Origin of the sequence: Pseudothermotoga elfii DSM 9442 = NBRC 107921 (assembly GCF_000504085.1) — a bacterium.
Taxonomy (GTDB): domain Bacteria; phylum Thermotogota; class Thermotogae; order Thermotogales; family DSM-5069; genus Pseudothermotoga_B; species Pseudothermotoga_B elfii.
In genome coordinates this window covers 2,014,481-2,033,797 of the sequence record NC_022792.1, presented here as the reverse complement: position 1 = coordinate 2,033,797, position 19,317 = coordinate 2,014,481, and the positions used below count along the sequence as shown (strand labels likewise).

20 protein-coding genes and 1 riboswitch are annotated in these 19,317 nt (G+C 38.5%); of the genes, 17 read left to right on the top strand and 3 right to left on the bottom strand.

Annotated features, from left to right (window positions below):
* The first annotated feature begins 380 nt into the window (after nt 1-380).
* The 5 genes from TEL01S_RS09950 to pyrE are packed head-to-tail and all read left to right on the top strand — an operon-like array spanning nt 381 to nt 4,094.
* Complete coding sequence (locus TEL01S_RS09950; protein WP_012003955.1) at nt 381-1,496, top strand: dihydroorotase; 1,116 nt, start codon at nt 381-383, stop codon at nt 1,494-1,496.
* A complete protein-coding gene (locus TEL01S_RS09945; protein WP_012003954.1) occupies nt 1,474-2,124 on the top strand; it encodes an iron-sulfur cluster-binding protein in 651 nt (216 codons plus the stop codon). Before TEL01S_RS09950 ends, TEL01S_RS09945 begins: the two co-directional genes overlap by 23 nt.
* Nucleotides 2,115-2,945 (top strand): dihydroorotate dehydrogenase, encoded by an 831-nt coding sequence (locus TEL01S_RS09940; RefSeq protein ID WP_028843637.1) that lies wholly within the window; start codon nt 2,115-2,117, stop codon nt 2,943-2,945. Before TEL01S_RS09945 ends, TEL01S_RS09940 begins: the two co-directional genes overlap by 10 nt.
* A complete protein-coding gene (gene pyrF, locus TEL01S_RS09935; protein WP_012003952.1) occupies nt 2,942-3,550 on the top strand; it encodes an orotidine-5'-phosphate decarboxylase in 609 nt (202 codons plus the stop codon). Before TEL01S_RS09940 ends, pyrF begins: the two co-directional genes overlap by 4 nt.
* On the top strand, nt 3,543-4,094 hold the full coding sequence (gene pyrE, locus TEL01S_RS09930) for an orotate phosphoribosyltransferase (RefSeq protein WP_012003951.1): 552 nt from the start codon (nt 3,543-3,545) through the stop codon (nt 4,092-4,094). Before pyrF ends, pyrE begins: the two co-directional genes overlap by 8 nt.
* Here pyrE and TEL01S_RS09925 read toward each other — a convergent pair whose 3' ends face one another.
* The gene (locus TEL01S_RS09925) at nt 4,095-4,928 is read right to left on the bottom strand and encodes a VIT1/CCC1 transporter family protein (protein WP_028843639.1); all 834 of its coding nucleotides are present in this window, start codon (nt 4,926-4,928) and stop codon (nt 4,095-4,097) included.
* 160 nt (nt 4,929-5,088) lie between these two features.
* Between TEL01S_RS09925 and TEL01S_RS09920 the strand changes: the two genes are divergently transcribed.
* From TEL01S_RS09920 to purD, 12 genes are all read left to right on the top strand, one after another.
* Entirely contained in the window at nt 5,089-5,439 is a 351-nt protein-coding gene (locus TEL01S_RS09920; RefSeq protein WP_012003949.1) for a ferritin family protein, read from the top strand.
* Nucleotides 5,429-6,214, top strand: coding sequence for a family 1 encapsulin nanocompartment shell protein (locus TEL01S_RS09915; RefSeq protein WP_012003948.1), 786 nt, complete (start codon nt 5,429-5,431; stop codon nt 6,212-6,214). The genes TEL01S_RS09920 and TEL01S_RS09915 overlap by 11 nt, the downstream gene beginning before the upstream one ends.
* Nucleotides 6,215-6,292: 78 nt before the next feature.
* Nucleotides 6,293-6,395, top strand: a riboswitch (purine riboswitch).
* A 44-nt stretch (nt 6,396-6,439) separates the two neighbouring features.
* Entirely contained in the window at nt 6,440-6,925 is a 486-nt protein-coding gene (purE, locus tag TEL01S_RS09910; RefSeq protein WP_028843640.1) for a 5-(carboxyamino)imidazole ribonucleotide mutase, read from the top strand.
* Nucleotides 6,922-7,626, top strand: coding sequence for a phosphoribosylaminoimidazolesuccinocarboxamide synthase (gene purC / locus TEL01S_RS09905; RefSeq protein WP_028843641.1), 705 nt, complete (start codon nt 6,922-6,924; stop codon nt 7,624-7,626). The genes purE and purC overlap by 4 nt, the downstream gene beginning before the upstream one ends.
* Nucleotides 7,627-7,630: 4 nt before the next feature.
* Nucleotides 7,631-7,885 (top strand): phosphoribosylformylglycinamidine synthase subunit PurS, encoded by a 255-nt coding sequence (gene purS, locus TEL01S_RS09900; protein ID WP_028843642.1) that lies wholly within the window; start codon nt 7,631-7,633, stop codon nt 7,883-7,885.
* A complete protein-coding gene (gene purQ / locus TEL01S_RS09895; protein ID WP_028843643.1) occupies nt 7,882-8,586 on the top strand; it encodes a phosphoribosylformylglycinamidine synthase I in 705 nt (234 codons plus the stop codon). Before purS ends, purQ begins: the two co-directional genes overlap by 4 nt.
* Nucleotides 8,573-10,747, top strand: coding sequence for a phosphoribosylformylglycinamidine synthase subunit PurL (gene purL / locus TEL01S_RS09890; RefSeq protein ID WP_028843644.1), 2,175 nt, complete (start codon nt 8,573-8,575; stop codon nt 10,745-10,747). The genes purQ and purL overlap by 14 nt, the downstream gene beginning before the upstream one ends.
* Nucleotides 10,747-12,138, top strand: coding sequence for an amidophosphoribosyltransferase (gene purF / locus TEL01S_RS09885; protein WP_028843645.1), 1,392 nt, complete (start codon nt 10,747-10,749; stop codon nt 12,136-12,138). The genes purL and purF overlap by 1 nt, the downstream gene beginning before the upstream one ends.
* Nucleotides 12,139-12,143: 5 nt before the next feature.
* Nucleotides 12,144-13,157, top strand: a complete 1,014-nt coding sequence (purM, locus tag TEL01S_RS09880) for a phosphoribosylformylglycinamidine cyclo-ligase (RefSeq protein ID WP_028843646.1) — start codon at nt 12,144-12,146, stop codon at nt 13,155-13,157.
* Nucleotides 13,154-13,774 carry a phosphoribosylglycinamide formyltransferase gene (gene purN, locus TEL01S_RS09875; protein ID WP_028843647.1) on the top strand — a complete coding sequence of 207 codons (621 nt, stop codon included), beginning with the start codon at nt 13,154-13,156 and terminating at the stop codon, nt 13,772-13,774. The genes purM and purN overlap by 4 nt, the downstream gene beginning before the upstream one ends.
* Nucleotides 13,775-13,780: 6 nt before the next feature.
* The gene (gene purH / locus TEL01S_RS09870; RefSeq protein ID WP_028843648.1) at nt 13,781-15,301 is read left to right on the top strand and encodes a bifunctional phosphoribosylaminoimidazolecarboxamide formyltransferase/IMP cyclohydrolase; all 1,521 of its coding nucleotides are present in this window, start codon (nt 13,781-13,783) and stop codon (nt 15,299-15,301) included.
* A gap of 10 nt (nt 15,302-15,311) precedes the next feature.
* Nucleotides 15,312-16,559 (top strand): phosphoribosylamine--glycine ligase, encoded by a 1,248-nt coding sequence (gene purD / locus TEL01S_RS09865; protein WP_028843649.1) that lies wholly within the window; start codon nt 15,312-15,314, stop codon nt 16,557-16,559.
* On the opposite strand, the gene TEL01S_RS09860 is transcribed toward purD, so the two are convergent.
* Both TEL01S_RS09860 and TEL01S_RS09855 read right to left on the bottom strand, forming a co-directional pair.
* Nucleotides 16,549-17,277 carry an SPL family radical SAM protein gene (locus TEL01S_RS09860; RefSeq protein ID WP_028843650.1) on the bottom strand — a complete coding sequence of 243 codons (729 nt, stop codon included), beginning with the start codon at nt 17,275-17,277 and terminating at the stop codon, nt 16,549-16,551. The genes purD and TEL01S_RS09860 overlap by 11 nt on opposite strands.
* Complete coding sequence (locus TEL01S_RS09855; RefSeq protein ID WP_028843651.1) at nt 17,274-19,304, bottom strand: exopolysaccharide transport family protein; 2,031 nt, start codon at nt 19,302-19,304, stop codon at nt 17,274-17,276. The genes TEL01S_RS09860 and TEL01S_RS09855 overlap by 4 nt, the downstream gene beginning before the upstream one ends.
* Nucleotides 19,305-19,317 lie beyond the last annotated feature (13 nt).

The window sequence follows — 19,317 nt, the reverse complement described above, 5'->3', positions numbered from 1 at the left end:
ACTCGCCTCCTTTCTTCCTACCCACCTGGGTAGGTACATAATGATTATACAACTTACCAAAACCAATCAATTATCTTCTTATTGAACTCTAATTTTTAAATAAATTCTTCTCGTTAACGAATGAAACAATTATTATTTACTGATTATCTGTTGATTCATGATAATTTACCATTTGATAATTTGTATGTTATTTTCAGGTAATAGTACAGTTTTTGAAATGTGATAAAGTTTCTTCTTGAGAATTAAAAGGAGAGCGGTTAATATGTTTTTTTTCAATCTCAAAAAAATGAATATTTTTGATCTATATAAAGGTATTGTTGTTTTTATTGAAAGGGGCTTTAAGCCCCTTTTATTTTGCAAAAAATGTGAGGTGAGCGATATTGAAAGCTTATGATCCATTCAAGAAACTATGGCATGAAGTAGATATAATAACGCCTGTAAAGACCCGGGGTCTTATAGCCTGTCCGACATTTTTTGACATCCACACGCATGTGAGGTTGAATGGTCAGGAAGATTATTCCTCGCTTCAAAAAGCAGCTATAGCTGGCGGTTTTGGAAGGGTCCTGATACAGCCGAATACTTTACCTTCAATCGAAACATACCAGATTTTTCACGAACATTTAGAACTTGCAAGAGATAAAATTGTTGACTTTTACTGGGCATGTTCTATCTTTGGAGAACTTCATCCAGATGGAAGAAAGATTCTGTGTTATTCAAATGATGGTTTTGAATACGATACCAGAAGAATTCTCAATGCTTTTAAAAATAAAAAGCCATATCTTTTACTTGATCACAGTCAACTGCACGAATTGGATGGGATTTTTTATGATGGAACGAATTTGAGTAATAAGACTCGTCCTGTGTCGAATGAGGCAATATCTATATTTAGAAATGTCATGCTTGGATTAGAATATGGTTTTAAAAGGTTTCATATCCAGCACGTTAGTACTCAAAGATCGATTGAGACCATTATATATCTGCGTAAATATGCAGAGATTACATGTGAGGTGACCCCCCATCATTTGTTTTTCAATATGCATGATATAAAAAATACGAATTTCAAAGTCAACCCGCCTTTTGCCAATGATTTCGATAGAGAAACTTTGATAAAAGCAATTGAGAATGATGTTGTTGATGTGCTTGCAACAGATCATGCACCCCATCCGGAAAAACCGGACGATTTTGAAAGGGCTCCTTTCGGAACAAGCGGCATAGAAATTGCTTTCAGCGCTTTTTACACGATTATAGGCAACATTGAAAAAGTTATAGAAAAAATGACCATTGCTCCAGGAAATTTAATGGGTCTGAGACTTAATTTCGATCTTGATAATATAGTCCTTATTGATCCGGATGCTCGTTATACTGTTGATTCAAACAAGTTTTTCAGTAAAGGCAGAAACTGTGTTTTTGATGGAATGAAATTAAATGGAAAAATAGTTGGTGTGAAAATGAAAGGAAAGTGGGTGTACTGGGATGGAGAATTTTTTCTTAACTAAAAAGAACACGGTGAGGCTCAGTGAAGATTCTTACTTATTTACTTTTGAAGAAAAGCTTGATTTTGAGCCCACGCAATTTATCATGATAGAGAATTCTTCAGTAACCAGAAAGCCATTTGCCCTTGGAAGATGGAAAGGAGATCTTGCAATAGGGATACAGGTGGTTGGCCCCGGCACAGAGTACATTGCAAAACAGAAGATACTCAGAGCTCACGGTCCCTTAGGCAGACCGTTCCAACCATCTGGTAGGGGCGCAATCATTGTTTCCTTAGCATGTGTAGCCATGGCCTTTGATTTACAGCAGAGGCTTTTAGGTGAGGTTTTTGTAGGTTCGCTGAAAAAACCATTTGTCGAATTGCCTTTTAAGGTAGTTATAGGCGATGAGCAATTTACCGAATTGCTGAAATCATTGAACGGATATGACTGGTATTTAATAGTTGGTTCTGAAGGTATGGAGAAAGTTTCCTATGAATTGCTTAAAGACAGGGGTGAGGTTTTTCTATCACTTAACGAGTATATGGCTTGCGGCATAGGTGCCTGTAAGGGTTGCGCTGTAGAGACAAGGGATGGTATCAAACATGTTTGCGTCGATGGCCCAGTTTTCAGGGGTGATTTGTTATGCATTTAAAAATTCCACTGATTATTGCATCCGGCACTGGAGGTATGGGCGAATATCTGAAATTGATAGATCCCGAATATATAGGTGCATATACACTCAAAACCATAACATTTTTTCCGAAAAAAGGCAATCCACCGCCAAGACTCTTTGCCACAGAAAATTACTTGATCAACTCGATAGGTTTAGAAAATGTCGGTTTAGAAAAATTTCTACAACAACTTTCCAGCGGAGAATTTGAGGAACTTTTCGCAAAAACAAAGGTGATAGCAAGTTTCTCTGGTGATGATGTTGATCAAATGCTCCAGATTGCAAAAAAAATTAAGCCATTCGAAAAAAAGTTTATCGCCATAGAATTTAATCTTTCATGCCCTAATGTATCGAAAGGTGGACTAGGTTTACTTTCTGATATCCATGGTCTGGAGAATTTATTGTTGTCTATTCGAAGAGAACTTAATGGCTTTCTCATAGCAAAAATCGGAATAGAGGGAATTTTTGTTGAAGCAGCGGCAGAAATTTTGAAAAAGTGCGGCTGGCAGGGATTGAGTTTGATAAATACTATTCGTTCTCTATACATTATCGGTAAAAAGATTATCAAAGGAGGACTTTCCGGTCCGGTTCTAAAGCCGGTAGCTTTGAGAGCGGTTTATGAGGTTAAAAATAGGGTGAGCGATCTTTATGTGATAGGAGGCGGTGGCATCATGAATGAAGAGGATGCGGATGATTTTATAAAAGCAGGGGCAGATGCCGTAAGCATTGGAACCGCCATCTTCAAAGATCCAAAAATCGTATCAAAAATAGCCAAACATATTTCGAGGAGGGAGTTAAAGTGATACCAGTTTTAAGTTTAGATATGGAAGACCCATTTGAATTTATTGACAGATATGGAAGTTTTGATTATGTCAAAGTTGGTCACAACCTTGCGTGCAGCGGAAAACAAGTTCTGGGTGAGCTTGAAAAAAGAAATCTTAAAGCAATACTCGATTTGAAATTTGCTGATATTCCTTCTACTGTGGCACGATCTATAAGATCCTGGGATCATCCATGTATCGTTGGCTTTACAGTTCATGCCGCAGCAGGTGTAGACAGTTTGAAAGCCGCACTTGAAAGTACTGATAAGATCGTGTTTGCAGTTGTTAAGTTAACTTCTGTCGAGGGAGAATTGGAGGATTATCTTGACCAGATAAACTCTATAAAGATCCTTGGTTGTTCATTTGTTTTACCCGGTAAGTGGGCAATGAAATTGAGAAAGCAGATACCTGCAAAAATACTCGTTGCAGGGATCAGAATGCTCAGACAGGCGGATGATCAAAGAGATGTGGTTAATCTTGAAGATATTTTGCAAGTTGCGGATTATGCTGTAATAGGGAGAGAAGTCTACAGAAGTGTAGATCCATCAGAAGCTATGGAAAGAATAAGGAGGATTGTCTATGCTTGAGATTCTTAGAAAAACGGGGGCATTACTTGAAGGGCACTTTTTATTGTCTTCAGGGAAACATTCTTCAAAGTATATACAGTGTGCAAAACTTTTCGAAAATCCAGATTTCGGCGACCAGATAGGTGAGATGATCGCAGAAAAGGTAAAACATTATAATCCGGATGTAATAATAGGTCCAGCTATTGGCGGGGTGATACTTTCGTATGTTGTCGCGCGCGCTTTAAAAGTGAAGGCTATTTTTGCAGAGAGAGAGAGTGGAACAATGAAGTTGAGAAGGGATTTTAAGATCGAAAAAGGAGACAGAGTAGTTATTGTTGAAGATGTTACCACCACTGGTGGCTCAGTAATGGAGGTTGCGCAAATTGTTGAAGAATGCCAGGGTCAGCTATGTTGCGTAGCAAGCATCGTAGATCGATCTGTTAAACCGTTGCCATTCAATGTTCCGTTTTATTCTTTGATAAGATTGCAGCTACCAATTTACGAACCCGATAGCTGTCCACTGTGTAAAGAAGGTATTCCGTTATTTAAACCCGGTAGCAGATGATCATAACTCTATGTTGAAAAATTTTTTCACTAAAAGACCTATGAAAAACGAGACAGCTGCTACTCCCATACTTATAGAAGTCATTTCCAAAAAATTTTTCTTGAAATTTTGTTCTTTCACTACTGAAACGAAGAAAGTAAAAACAAATATCACCAGAATAGCATTACATACCGTCATTGCAAGTGCAACAAATGGATTTACAAATACAAGATACGGAAATGTCAGAAATAACACAGTGATGATATAGGCAATACCCGTGTACAGGGCAGATTTGAGAGGTTTTTTCTCGCTGCCCTCTGATTTTCTCGAAAGATAGTCCGATGCCGACATTGACAAGGCAGCTGCTATTCCAGTGATTATACCAGAAAGGGCAACAATGGCAGTTTTTTGAATAGCGAGAGTTAATCCAGCAAGTGCACCCGTTAGCTCAACAAGTGCATCGTTCAAACCGAGTACCATCGAGCCTATGTACTCGATTCTTTCTTCGTTCACCAAGCTAAGCAGAGTTTTCTCGTGTTCTTCTTCGTCTTTAATGATTTCTTCAAATAGTTTCTCATTAGATTTCTTATAAGATAGCTGGGCTTTATCTTCATTTTGCTCCATCAATTTCAGTGCAAATGTTATCCCCAAAAATTTTGCGATCAATAAATAGAAAAATACTTTAAAATTATTTGGCTTTGCTTCTTTTCCTGTTCTGCTTTTGAGTTTCTCGTAATGTTTCAATTCATCAAGTGCGATTTTGCGCAGAATATCTGAATTGGCCTTATCTATTTTTGAAAGTTTTGAGTAAACAAAATACTCTGTAATTTCATTTTTCTGGAATTTCAACAGCATTTTTGATCCTCCTTTTGCACCATGTCATAACCTTGAAATGAGCAAAGTTTCTGTAATTTTTTCAGACTGTGATATACTTTATATGAGCTATTAAATTAGCATTACTCATTATTATTATGCCATGTCAATGTTAGTTAAAAATATGATGGAGGTGAATCTCATGCCTGAATTTGTTAATCCTTTCAGTGGAAAAGTACCAGACAGAAAACTCTCACTTTCAGAACTTATAAGGGCTATTAGATTGAATATTGCTGCCGAGCATGAAGCAGTTCATCTTTATATGGCACATGCTGATGCGACAGATCATCCTCTGGCAAAGAAAGTTCTTATTGATATTGCAAACGAAGAGAGAGTCCATATTGGTGAATTCACGAAGCTCCTCGAGATTCTCACGAAAGATGAAGCTCAGTATATGTCTGAGGGAGCAAAAGAAGTTGAAGAAATGATGGTGGAAAATAACGAAGAGCCGACCATAGGATCTTTAAAGGACGGTGAGAAAGATGGCAAATAAATATCTGATGCAGGAAGATGCACCGTTTGATCCAAAACTCTGGCAACTTTTCAATGAGACCATGACAGATATCGCAAAAGCTCAACTTGTTGGAAGGAGAATTCTTTCTGTTAAAGGTCCTTTTGGTCTTGGTTTGAAGCAAATTTCCATAACTGATGTGCAGATTGAGCCGGGGGTTTTTTCTAACAAAACTCTTCCTCTCTTTTACATCCACAAAACATTCAATATTTCTAAGAGGGACATAGCTTCTTATGAAAGAGAAGGTGTCACGCTTGATTTGAAAAATTTGATAACTGCTGTCAGGGAGTGTGCAACCATAGAGGACAGGTTAATCTTCGAAGGAATTAATTCGCACGGACTTGTCAGCGCGCCCGGGACAATTTCTATGGAGCTCAGCGATTGGAAAAATGTTGGGCAGGCCGCCAGTGATGTTATTGAGGCTGTTACAAAACTCGATGAAGCCGGATTTCATGGGCCTTATTTGCTTGCACTTTCACCTGATAGATACAATTTGCTTTTTAGAAGGTATGAAAGTGGCAATCAAACGGAGTATGAACACTTATCAATGATAATCAAAGGCATTTATAAAGCACCTGTTTTGAAAAATAGCGGTGTCTTGATGAGCGATTCTGAAGCCTATGCTTCAATAATACTCGGTCAGGATTTATCAATAGGTTTCATAGGACCTGCAGAGGAACGGTTCGAATTTTCTATTTCTGAAAGTCTTGCTTTGCTCATCAATGAGCCTTCTTCAATATGTGTGCTCAAAGGTTAAATGAAATTTTCTGATTTCTGAAAATAGGCAAAAGGCCGGAGATTTTGTGTTATGATCAGAATGTACAAGTGAATATTCCCCTCCCACGGGGAATGCCCTTGTATAATTCCGAGAATAGGGCTCGGAAGTCTCTACCGGACAGCCGTAAACTGTCCTGGCTACAAGGGCCTTATCTTTTATCGGTAGAGACTTTTGCTACCGATTTTTTATTTTGGAGGTGGACACATGAAAGTTGCTATTGTTGTAGGTAGCAGCAGTGATTTAGAACATGCCAGACAGGCTTCTGATACTCTGAGAATATTTGAGCTCGCCCATGAAATATTTATTCTTTCCGCCCACAGGACCCCACTCGAAGTTATGGATTTTGCAAAAAATGCGGAAAAAGAATTTTCTGTGATAATAGCCATGGCTGGTAAAGCGGCACATCTGCCGGGAGTGATCGCTTCAATGACATCTCTACCAGTCATAGGTGTTCCTCTTTCTGCTTCCATAAGCGGAATTGATTCGCTATTTTCAATAGTACAGATGCCCGATGGAATACCTGTTGCAACAATGGGTGTGGATAGCGCAAAAAATGCTGCTCTGTTTGCGGTTGAGATATTGTCTTTGAATAGTTCAAAGTTAAGGGAAAAATTGAAAGAGTACAGAGAAGATCTGAGAAGAGGAGTTCTTCAGAAAAACGAAGATTTTAAAAGGGGTGAACCTCAATGAAAAAAGAGATACTTTATGAGGGTAAAGCAAAGAAGGTTTTCAAAACCGATAATCCCGAATTTTTTGTGATTGAGTACAAAGATGACGCAACCGCTTTTGATGGCAAGAAGCGAGGTACGATTAACAATAAAGGTGTCCTGAACAACAAAATTTCGGCTATTTTTTTTGAACTCCTCCAGAAACATGGTATAGAAACCCATTTTGTAAGGTTGTTGAGTGAAAGAGAGATGCTCGTCAGAGCCGTGGGGATAATACCTATAGAAGTTATAGTCAGAAATATAGCTGCCGGAAGTCTTTCAAAAAGGCTTGGACTTGAAGAAGGAACTATTCTGAAAAAAACTGTGCTTGAACTGTGTTATAAAAACGATGAATTATCAGATCCGATGATAAACCGCTACCATGCACTTGCTATGGAACTCGCAACAGAGGAAGAGCTCAACCGAATCGAGCAAACAGCACTTAAAGTGAATGAAATTATGAAGAATTTTCTTGGGTCAAAGAACATAATCCTTGTTGATTTTAAACTTGAATTTGGCAGAGCAAATGGAAAAATCTTGCTTGCCGATGAGATTTCACCAGATACTTGCAGGTTCTGGGATGGTTCAACAAGGGAAAAACTTGATAAAGATAGATTCAGAAGGGATCTTGGAAATGTTGAACAGGCGTACTGGGAAATCTATAAAAGAATAAGTGAGGAGTGAGCTTGTGTACAAAGCAAAAATTCAAATAACTTTCAAAAATGGCGTACTTGACCCCCAGGGCAGTGCCGTCAAGCAAGCTTTGCATCATCTTGGCTTTGTATCAGTAAAAGATGTGAAAATAGGCAGATTAGTGGAAATTCTTATCAGCTCGCAAACACCGTTGGACGCCGAGAATCAAATTAAACAAATGTGTGAACAGTTGCTTGCCAATCCTGTGATAGAGGAATACAGAGTTCTCTCACTGGAGGAAATAGAATGAAAGCGGCCGTCGTAGTTTTTCCTGGATCTAATTGTGACAAGGATACTTTTTATGTCCTTAAGTATGTGATGGGTTTTGATTGTTATTATGTTTTCCACAAAGATCATTTTTATGAAAAAGAGTTTGATCTGATAGTTCTTCCAGGTGGGTTTTCTTACGGTGATTATTTAAGAGCAGGGGCGATTGCGAGGTTTTCACCGGTCATGAGAAGTGTTTCTAAAGCGGCAGAAAATGGTGTTTTGATTATTGGTATATGCAACGGCTTTCAAATATTGACCGAAGCAGGATTACTTCCAGGTGTGCTTATGAAAAATAAAGATTTGAGATTTCATTGTCATGATGTGTATTTGCGTGTTGATAATAATAAAACCCCGTTTACATTAGCGTATTCAGAGGGAGAAGTAATCAAGATGAATATAGCACATGGAGAGGGAAACTACTATTTCGATCATTGTAAAGAAATTGAGGATAAGATAGTTCTTCGATATTGCGACAGGAATGGAAATATCACAGAAGATTCAAATCCGAACGGTTCTGTTCTCAATATAGCTGGTATAGTTAGCAAAAATGGAAATGTTTTTGGTTTGATGCCTCATCCCGAAAGATGTTCTGAAAAGTTACTTGGTTCAGATAATGGCAAAAAAATTTTCGAATCAGTTGCTCTGTATTTAGAACGGAGGAAAGATCATGCTTTCGCATAGAGATCTGGGGCTTACTGATAAAGAATATGAGAAAATTGTGGAGCTTCTTCATCGTGAGCCGAACGAAGTAGAACTCGGTATGTTTTCAGTAATGTGGTCTGAACACTGCAGCTATAAACACACAAAACACCTTCTCAGAGATCTTCCTACAAGTGGTGAAAGAGTGATTCAAGGACCAGGAGAAAATGCTGGGGTTGTTGATATCGGTGATAATCTGGTAATTGTTTTCAAAATGGAAAGTCACAATCATCCTTCTGCAATCGAGCCTTTTCAAGGAGCAGCAACTGGGATAGGCGGAATAGTCAGGGACATATTTGCCATGGGAGCAAGGCCAATAGCACTTCTTGATTCGTTGAGATTTGGTGATCTGAAAAGTGCAAAAGTGAAATATCTTTTCTCAGGTGTGGTGTCTGGTATAGCACATTATGGAAATTGCATAGGTGTTCCAACGGTTGCTGGAGAGATCTATTTCGACGATTGTTATACAGATAATCCGATCGTGAATGTCATGTGTGTTGGTATAGCAAAAAAAGATGAAATAAAGTTTGCGAGAGCTCAATTTTCAGGTGCCTCGGTTATGCTCGTTGGCGCTATGACTGGTCGTGATGGAATACATGGAGCGAGTTTTGCATCGGAAAATCTTTCTGAAAAATCCCAGGAAAAGAGGCCTTCCGTCCAGGTTGGGGATCCATTCATGGAAAAATTGCTGATAGAAGCATGTCTTGAAGCTATCAAGATTGAAGGTGTTTTGGCTGTTCAGGATCTTGGCGCAGCAGGACTAACCTCTGCATGTTCTGAGATAGCCTCTAGAGGAAACAAAGGAATTGAGATAGACCTTGCTTTCGTTCCTCAGAGAGAAAAAGGTATGACACCGTATGAAATAGTACTTTCTGAATCACAGGAACGAATGCTTCTGGTAGTTAAACCTGAATATGAAGACGAAGTAAAACAGATTTTCCAACGCTGGGACCTCTATTCTCAAAAAATTGGCGTTATAACAGATGATGGGCTTTTCACTGTCAAAATGAATGGAAAGATTGTCGCGCAGGTACCAACAAAAGCGCTAACAGAAAAAGTGCCTGTTGTCGAGATGAGTTTTGAGAAGTGGGTTAATTCGGGAAACGCCGATGTTCCGGAGCCAGAAAATTTGCAGGAAACATTTCTCAAATTACTTTCAAGTGAAAACATCTGCAGTAGAAGGTCTGTTTATGAAAGATATGATCATCGTGTTGGTATCAATACAGTAGTGCTTCCTGGTTCTGATGCTGCCGTACTTAGGATTAAAGGTAGCAGTAAGGCTATTGCTGTTACAACAGATTGCAATGGTTTTTATTGTTTTCTCGACCCTTATGAGGGTGCAAAAATAGCTGTAGCAGAAGCGGCCAGGAACTTAGTTGCCACAGGGGCTATGCCGGTTGGTATAACAGATTGCTTAAATTTTGCCAGTCCAGATGATCCAAAGGTTGCTTACCAGTTAAAAAGAGCTGTTGAAGGTATGGCTGAAGCTGCAAGATTTTTAAGGATACCCATTGTGAGTGGGAACGTTAGCCTCTACAACGAGAGCAAGAAGAGAAAGATATATCCAACGCCTGTAATTGGAATGGTTGGTTTGATAGAAGATATCAGCTACATTTGTGATGCTGCTTTTAAAAATGAGGGAGATCTTGTGGTTCTCATCGGAGAAAATTTTTCTGAGAGTGCGTGTGAATATACAAAGGTTATCTGGGGCATCGATTATGGGAAAGTACCGAGTATAGATCTGGAAGTAGAAAAGCGAGTTCAGCAGGTTTGTTTGAAAGCAATAAGGGAAAAAATCGTCAGTTCCGCGCACGACCTTTCGGAAGGAGGGTTGGCAGTATCTCTCGCGGAGTCTTCTATTTTAGGTAATATAGGAGTTATCTGTGATCTGAGGGCGAATATCAGAAGAGATTTTGTACTTTTTGGAGAACAGCAGTCGAGAATGATTGTAACAATCAAAAAAGAAAATCTTCCGCTTCTTAAAAAAATTGCTGAAGATAATAACATTTCCATCTGTGTCATTGGAAGAGTGGCTGGTAAAAAATTTATCATCTCTGTGGATGGAGAAAAGGTGATTGATTTGAACATCGACGAAATCAGAGAGGTATATTATACATCTCTTGAAAAGCGGGTGAATGAATAGTGCCAGTTAAAGAGGCCTGTGGTTTACTTGGAATATATTCATCTCGAATGGACCGCTCTATTGCAAAAACAGTTTATTATGGACTTTTTGCTCTGCAGCACAGGGGCCAAGAGAGTGCAGGGATTGCGGTAAGTGATTTGAGATCTATTAAATATCACAAGGGACTTGGTTTAGTATCAGAAGTTTTTGATGAAAAGAATCTTGAAGATCTGACTGGAAAAATCGCCGTAGGGCATGTCAGATATTCCACTACTGGCAGTAATTCACTCAATAATGCCCAGCCTCTGGTTGTAAGATATCACTCTGGTGAGCTTGCAGTGGTACATAACGGTAATTTAATAAACGCGTTTGAAATAAGGCAAGAACTTGAAAAAAAGGGATTCATGTTTCACACGACAACTGATAGTGAAGTAATAGCCGCATTGATTGCAAAATCTGGCACAGATTTAGTTGAATCTGCAATTCAGCTTACAGAAAAAATAAAAGGAGCTTATTCGCTGCTGATAATGACAAAAGAAAAACTTCTCGCAGTAAGAGATCCTCATGGTTTTCGTCCTCTGTGCATAGGATCGTACAATGACGCATATGTTGTTGCCTCTGAGAGTGCTGCCCTCGATACAATTGGTGCTTCTTTTATGAGAGATGTTTGTCCCGGTGAAATAGTTGTTTTTGATAAATCTGGTATGTCAACTTGCAATGTAAGTGTCGAAAGAAAATCCCTGTGTATATTTGAATTTGTTTATTTTGCGAGACCAGATAGTGTTATCGATGGGGTAAGTGTTTACATGGCACGATGGAAAGCAGGAAAGATCCTTTCGAAAGAACATCCTGTTGATGCGGATTTGGTAGTTGCTGTACCAGATTCTGGAAATGTTGCTGCCATAGGTTTTTCAGATGGAACAGGTATACCTGTGGGAATGGGATTAATCAAGAATCGCTATATAGGAAGAACTTTCATTCAGCCCTCCCAAAGAATAAGAAACCTTGGAGTGAAACTGAAACTCAGTGTCTTAAAAGAACTGGTAAATGGAAAGAAAGTTGTTTTGGTTGATGATTCTATCGTCAGAGGGACAACGATGAGCCAGATTGTGAATATGCTTAAAGATTGTGGCGCAAGGAGTGTTCACGTTCGCGTGAGTTCACCGCCAGTTAAGTATAGCTGCTATTTTGGTATAGATACCTCTTCGAGAAAAGAATTAATAGCATCCAGCTATGATATAGAATCGATAAGAAAATTTGTTGGTGCTGACAGTGTTGGTTACTTGAGCATAGAAGGATTAGTTGAAGCAGTTGGTATGAAGGATAGAGATCTTTGTCTGGCTTGTTTCACAGGCAATTATCCTTTGAAAGCACCTCGTAAAGGAAAAAAATACCTTTTTGAAAAGAGGTGATTACTGTGGGATTTACCTACAAAGATAGCGGTGTTGATATAGATGCAGCAGACCTTTCAGTTCAGATGATTAAAAGATATGCCAGGCAAACACACATAGATGGTGTTCTTGGCGATATTGGAAATTTTGGTGCGTTTTTTCAACTTGATGATTCTTTGCGTCAACCTGTTCTGGTCTCGGGTGCGGACGGAGTTGGAACAAAGTTGAAGGTTGCTTTCATGATGGATAAACATGATACCGTTGGAATAGATTGTGTTGCTATGTGTGTGAATGACATACTTGTTCATGGTGCAAGACCCTTATTTTTTCTGGATTATATAGCTGTTGGTAAATTGATCCCTGAAAAAATTAGCCAGATTGTAAAAGGTATAGCAGAGGGATGTACTCAGGCTGGTTGTGCACTCATAGGTGGTGAAACTGCACAAATGCCGGATATGTACAAAGAAGAAGAATATGATCTTGCCGGTTTTGCTGTTGGTGTGGTTGAAAGAGAAAAATTGCTGGATGGTTCGAAAATAAAGCAAAGAGATGCTGTGATTGGTTTAGCTTCGAATGGGTTGCACAGCAATGGGTTTTCTCTGGTCAGGAAGGTTTTGCTTGGGAAAATGAAGGTTGATGAATATATAAGTGATTTAAAAAAGACATTAGGTGAGGAATTGCTGACCCCTACAAAGATTTATGTCAGAACTGTTCTTGATGTCTTGAACGATAAAATTCATGGTATGGCACACATAACTGGTGGTGGCTTGCTGGAGAATTTACCCAGAATTTTGCCAGAAGGTCTTGAGTTTCGCATAGACAAAAATTCCTGGGAAGTTCCTGTTATTTTTAAAATCATTCAGCGTCTTGGAAAAATAGATTCGAAAGAAATGTACAGAACCTTCAATATGGGCATAGGGTTTGTGATGGTGGTAGAAAGAGATGAAGTTGAGAATCTTTTGAGGAAATTAAATGAGCTGGGTCAAAACGCATGGATAATCGGTGATATCGTTCCTGGAGAGAAAGGTGTGATCATTTGATTCTCAAAGTAGGAGTTCTCGCATCCGGTAACGGAACAAATCTTCAAGCAATAATAGATAAATCCAAAAATGGTCAGATACCAGTCAGGGTTGCTGTAGTAATAAGTGACAGAAACGCTTTTGCACTTCGAAGAGCTCGTGATCACAACATTCCTGCCTATATTGTTAAACCCGGTGAATATGATTCTCAAAGAGAATATGAGCAACAAATGGTTGATATACTGAAAAAACACGGATCTGAATTAGTTGTGCTGTCTGGTTTCATGAAAATTTTATCCCCACATTTTATTGACAGTTTTAAAGGAAGGATAATAAACATTCATCCATCTTTGATCCCTGCATTTTGCGGCAAAGGATTTTATGGTATGAAAGTTCATGAAGCTGTAATTGATTATGGCGTAAAGATCACAGGGGCTACAGTTCATTTTGTCGATGAAAACGTAGATTCAGGGCCAATAATCATTCAAAAGGCTGTCGCCGTGGAAGACTCTGATACGCCCGAAACAATCGCACAGAAGGTTCATGAAATAGAACATGAGATACTTCCGGAAGCGCTGAAATTATTTGCACAGGGCAAACTCAAAGTAATTGGCAGAAGGGTTTTTATAGAGAGGTGAAGAATAATGAGGGCTTTGATCTCTGTTTCTAACAAGTCGGGCATTGTCGATCTTGCCAGAAACCTCGTCCAGTTTGGCGTAGAAATAATCAGTACAGGAGGTACGGCGAGATATCTTAAAGAACATGGTATAAAAGTCGTCGAAGTATCTGAGATAACTTCTTTTCCGGAAATACTTGATGGAAGAGTGAAAACTCTTCATCCTCTGATCCACGGAGCAATCCTGGCAAAAAGGGATAGTTTTTCTCATGCAGAAGAGCTCAAAAAGTTTTCTATCCATCCTGTTGATATCGTTGTTGTCAATCTATATCCTTTTAAAGAAACTGTCAGTAGAACTGACAATATGGAAGAAATTGTTGAAAATATTGATATAGGTGGTCCGACTCTGTTAAGATCTGCTGCAAAGAATTTCAAAGATGTGCTGGTTTTGTGTGATCCGAAAGATTATTCGTGGTTAACGGGAAAACTTTCAAATCAGGAAAAGATAACTTTCGAAGAAAGAATGCGTTTGGCGCTAAAAGCCTTTCGACACACCGCCTGCTATGATGCTGTGATCAGTGAGTTTTTTGCCAGAAAATCGCACGAAAGATGCTTTCCAGAAGTACTTGTGACTGGTTTTGAAAAAATTACTGATCTCCGTTATGGTGAAAATCCTCATCAAAAAGCAGCTCTTTACAGAGAACCTTTTGCGAAAGCTTCGTCAATTGTGAGCGCAAAGCAATTGCACGGGAAAGAACTTTCTTATAACAACGTTTGCGATGCAGATTCGGCATTGGCAATAGTCAAAGAGTTTGATATGCCGTGTGCTGTTGCAGTGAAACATACCAATCCATGTGGAGTAGCCTGTAGCAGTGATATACATGAAGCCTTTGAAATGGCATACAGAGCAGATCCAATGTCGATATTCGGTGGAATAGTTGCATTTAATAGAGAAGTGGACGAATCACTTGCTCGCAGGCTTAACGAGATATATCTTGAGTTAATCCTGGCACCAGGGTATTCTGAAGAAGCTCTTGATATTTTGAAGAGAAAGAAAAATTTGAGAGTTTTGATAGTAGATTTATCAAAGAATGATGGTGATCTGGAGTTTCGAAAAATTAGCGGGGGAATACTTGTTCAAACAAAAGATGATTTTGATTATGAGAAACTGAGTGTTGTTACGAAGAGATCTCCCACGCAAAATGAACTTGAAGATCTTCTCTTTGCCTGGAAGGTAGTCAAACATGTAAAATCAAATGCAATCGTCCTGGCAAAGAATCACCGCACGCTTGCTATTGGAGCAGGTCAGATGAACAGAGTTTGGCCTACAGAGCATTGTGTGAGAGTAGCGGAAAAAGAGGCAAAAGGTTCGGCATTAGCTTCAGATGCATTTTTTCCTTTTCCAGACGCGCTTGAGGTGGCCGCAAAAGCTGGTGTGTCAGCGGTGATTCAGCCGGGCGGCTCTATAAGAGACGATCAAGTTATAAAAGTGGCAGATTTGTACAATATAGCTATGGTTTTCACAGGAACAAGGCATTTTAAACATTGAGGTGATTTTTGTGAAAATTCTTGTGATAGGACGCGGTGGAAGAGAGCACGCTTTGGTTTGGAAGCTTGCTTTTAATAAAAATGTATCGATTTACTGTGTTCCCGGGAATGGCGGGATTGAAGAAAATGCGAGATGCTTTCAGTTAAATCGAATGGATCAAATACTGGATTTTGCGTTGAGAGAGAAGATAGATATTACAATCGTTGGGCCGGAAAATTACCTTGTGGATGGCATAGCGGATAAATTTGAGGAGCGTGGATTGAGAGTTTTTGGTCCAAGAAAGCAGGCTGCACTTGTAGAAGGTAGCAAGGTATTTGCAAAGATCTTGATGGCAAAATATGGCATCCCAACAGCTTCTTTTAAGATTTTTGATGACCCAGATTCTGCTGAAAAATACATTTCAGAAATAGACAAACCTGTGGTTGTGAAAGCTGATGGCCTTGCTGCCGGTAAAGGAGCAATAGTTGCGAGGACGAAAAAAGATGCATTTAAAGCTATAGATAGTCTTATGAGAAAAAAGATATTCAAGGAAGCTGGAGATAAAGTGGTTATTGAAGATTTTCTTGAAGGTTTTGAAGTTTCGGCTCTTGCTTTTTGTGATGGTAAAACTATAGTCCCCATGCTGAGCAGTATGGATTATAAAAGAGCCTACGATGGCAATAAAGGACCCAACACGGGCGGGATGGGATCAGTTACTCCCGCACCACACTACACGGATGAACTATCTGATTTTGTTTACAGGAAAATTATGTTCAAGATGGTCGAGGCGCTGCAAAAAGAAGATATTGAATACAAAGGTATTCTTTATGCAGGATTAATGATTACGAAAGATGGTCCGAAAGTTCTCGAATTTAACTGCAGATTTGGTGATCCGGAAACCCAATCAATACTCCTGCTTCTGGAGAATGATTTATTGGAAATTGTTCAGAGTGTTATTGAAGGAGAGCTTTCTAAAGTCAAGATTTCCTGGTCTGATGAAAAAGCTGTTTGTTTAGTAATTGCAAGTGGTGGGTATCCGGAATCATACACAGATGGCTATGAGATCTATGGGCTGGATAAAATTAAAGACGCTGTTGTATTTCACGCAGGAACAAAAAGGGTGAATGGAAAATTTATAACGGCCGGAGGCAGAGTTTTGAACATCTGTTCGAAAGCAAGAACTTACTCTGAAGCTGCGCAAAAAGTCTACAAATCTGCAGAAAGCATTTATTTTGAAGGTATGCACTATAGAAAAGATATAGCTGATTTCAAAGTATAACATTTTCTTTTCCAAATACTTTTTTGAAATGGAAACTCACTTCATCGAATTTTTCACAACTCAGCCATGGAGACCAGCCATTTTTTTCATACAGAGTTTTCACTTGCTGGGGATAATTCAATTTATCAAGAAATACCTTGTCTGTGTATCTTGCAAGCGTTTCTGAGAGTTTTTCAGCGTTCATTGGGAGGGCGGGACCTACAAAAACAGATACACTTATTCTGTTTTCTTTGAGTATCTTAAGAATATTAATTCTTTCCTCAATAGATGGTGCACCTGGTTCGAGAATCCTTCTCACATCCTCGCGATCAGTGGTTATAGTTATTGTTACAGAGACATCTTTCAGCAAATCTATATCTCGCAAAATAAGCGTTGATTTGCTCATAATGTGAATTTTTCGAAAATGATCATTCAAAATTTCTATTATTTTTCTTGTAAGCTGGTATTTTTTTTCTATTTGTTGATAAGGATCACATATACTCGATAAGAAAAAATCACCTTGTTTTTTGCTTAATTCCCTTTCAAGGATGTCAGCAGCGTTTATTTTCACCCACACATCTTTACCCCACTCGGAATTGGTATGTTTAAAAGGCCCTATGAATTTCGCATAACAGTATTTGCAGCCAAATGTGCAGCCTATGTAAGGGTTAATCACATATTTTGCTACTGGCAATTTCGTTTTTGTGATCAATTTCTTAGCCAGGGTTTCGTGAATCATTTTCGAGGACCTTCATTTATCACTATTCCTGATAATTTTCCTGATATTTGTAGTTCTTCTATTGTGGAACTCAATATTTTTTCTGTTTTGCCTATGCAAATAATTACAACTATTTTATCAACAATTTTGCTTACAAAAACGCCTTCTGCGGTGCAAAGTGGTGGCATATCTACGATAATTTTGTCATACGAATCAACAGAATCTTTGATCCATTTAATCAATTTTTGGTCACTCAAAGGCCAGTTGTCTTCTTCTTGCAATGTCAAAATATTTAATTTGTCTGAGAATTTCACCAAAGATACGTTGAAATCTTCATTTTTCAATGAGCTATTTTCATCTATTGAAAAGACCCTTCTTATAGAAGGATTATGCGTATTCAGATCAATCAACAGCACTTTTTGAGACATTTTTGAAAGTATATATGATAAATTGCTTGAGATATATGTTTTGCCTTCTTCTTTTTTTAAGCTGGTAAAACCAATTATTTTTTCAGGTTCATATAATAGTTTGACTGCAATTTGCTTGAATTCGTCACATAACTTTTCATCATCGCGTTGAAGACTTATCAGCAAATCATTACCAGTTACTCTTGCTGAAGAAATCTTTCCCAGCAGAGGTTCGTTTGGAAAGAATCTTTTGATTTCGTCTATAGAACGAAATCTCTTGTCTGTCGCATCTCTTAAAAACACAGTTAAGATTCCTAAGAAAATTCCAAGCACGCCCCCTATAGCCACTGTTAATCTCTTATTTGGTTTTGAAGGTTTATTTGGCACGACCGCGTTACTGATTATCCTGATATTATCAATACTTCCGGCAGCACCGATTTTTGCTTCTTCGTACTGGCTGAGCAACGCAAGATAAGTGGTTTGCTTTGCCTGCCTTTCTCTTTCTAATTCAAATAATTTTTGTTCGATAGCTGGTATTACGGAAACTTTCTTTAAATATTCGTCCCTGATTTTTTCTACCGCTGACAGCGTTGCTTGTAAAACCTGAAGCTCTGCCTGCTTCAGTATGAAGTTCGTATAAAGTTGAGTGTATGCTGGGTTCACGGTTTGCACTTCTGCACTGACAACTTTGCTTATCTCTTTCTGAAGCAAATCCTGCGTTTCTTCTATCTGCTTTTTCAATGCAACAACTCTTCTGTCATCTTCTGAGTAATTTTGAAGCAAGGCAGAAAGCTGGACCTGTAGATCCACAAGTTTTGATCTCAATTGCTGTACAACAGGATTTGTACTTATTGTTTCTGAGGAGATTATTTTCTGGTCCACCTTTTTAAGTAAATCTTCTGCTGCCTTTATTTCAACTTCTGCTTGTTGAATATTCAAAGTAATTTCATTCGTCTTCGAATCGTACTGCGCAATATACTTGACGAGATTGTCTGCCTGTTCACTGAGTGAGTATATCTGATTTTCTTCCTTGAATTTTTTGATTTCTTCTTCAACATCTTTAAGTTCTTGCTCAATTCTTGGCAGTTGTTTTTCTATGAACCTGAGTTTTACAACCGATTCGTTTGTTGTTAACTCACTTCTCATTTCTTGATATATATCTATCAGATTGTTGACCATTTCTGCAGCAAGTTTGGGATCTTTATGTTCGATAGATATCTTTATTATTTTGGTATCTTTGACAGACTCGACTTTCAACCATTTTTCCCTGATGACCTCAACAACATCTTGAGGTTCAATCTTTTTCTGGTCTTTGAAAAGTTCCATCAAATTCAGTTTTTCAATCAATTTTTCTATGTTGTCTCTGCTTTTTATTAACTCTATTTCTGTTGATATATCAGATCCACCGCTGACATTTGAAATACCTATCAACTGGGTAACAGCACTTGGAATACTTATTGAAGATTGACTTGTACGAACGAGTAATTGTGCACTTGCTTCATAAACAGGTTTTGCAAAAAACATCACATAAATTACACTGATAAAAGACGTGATGAGAAAAATAGCCAGAAACCACCAGATCCTTCTTTTAAAGATATTCATTATATCTGCCAGACTAAGCTCCGTGTTTTCATTGTTCACAGAAAAGCCCTCC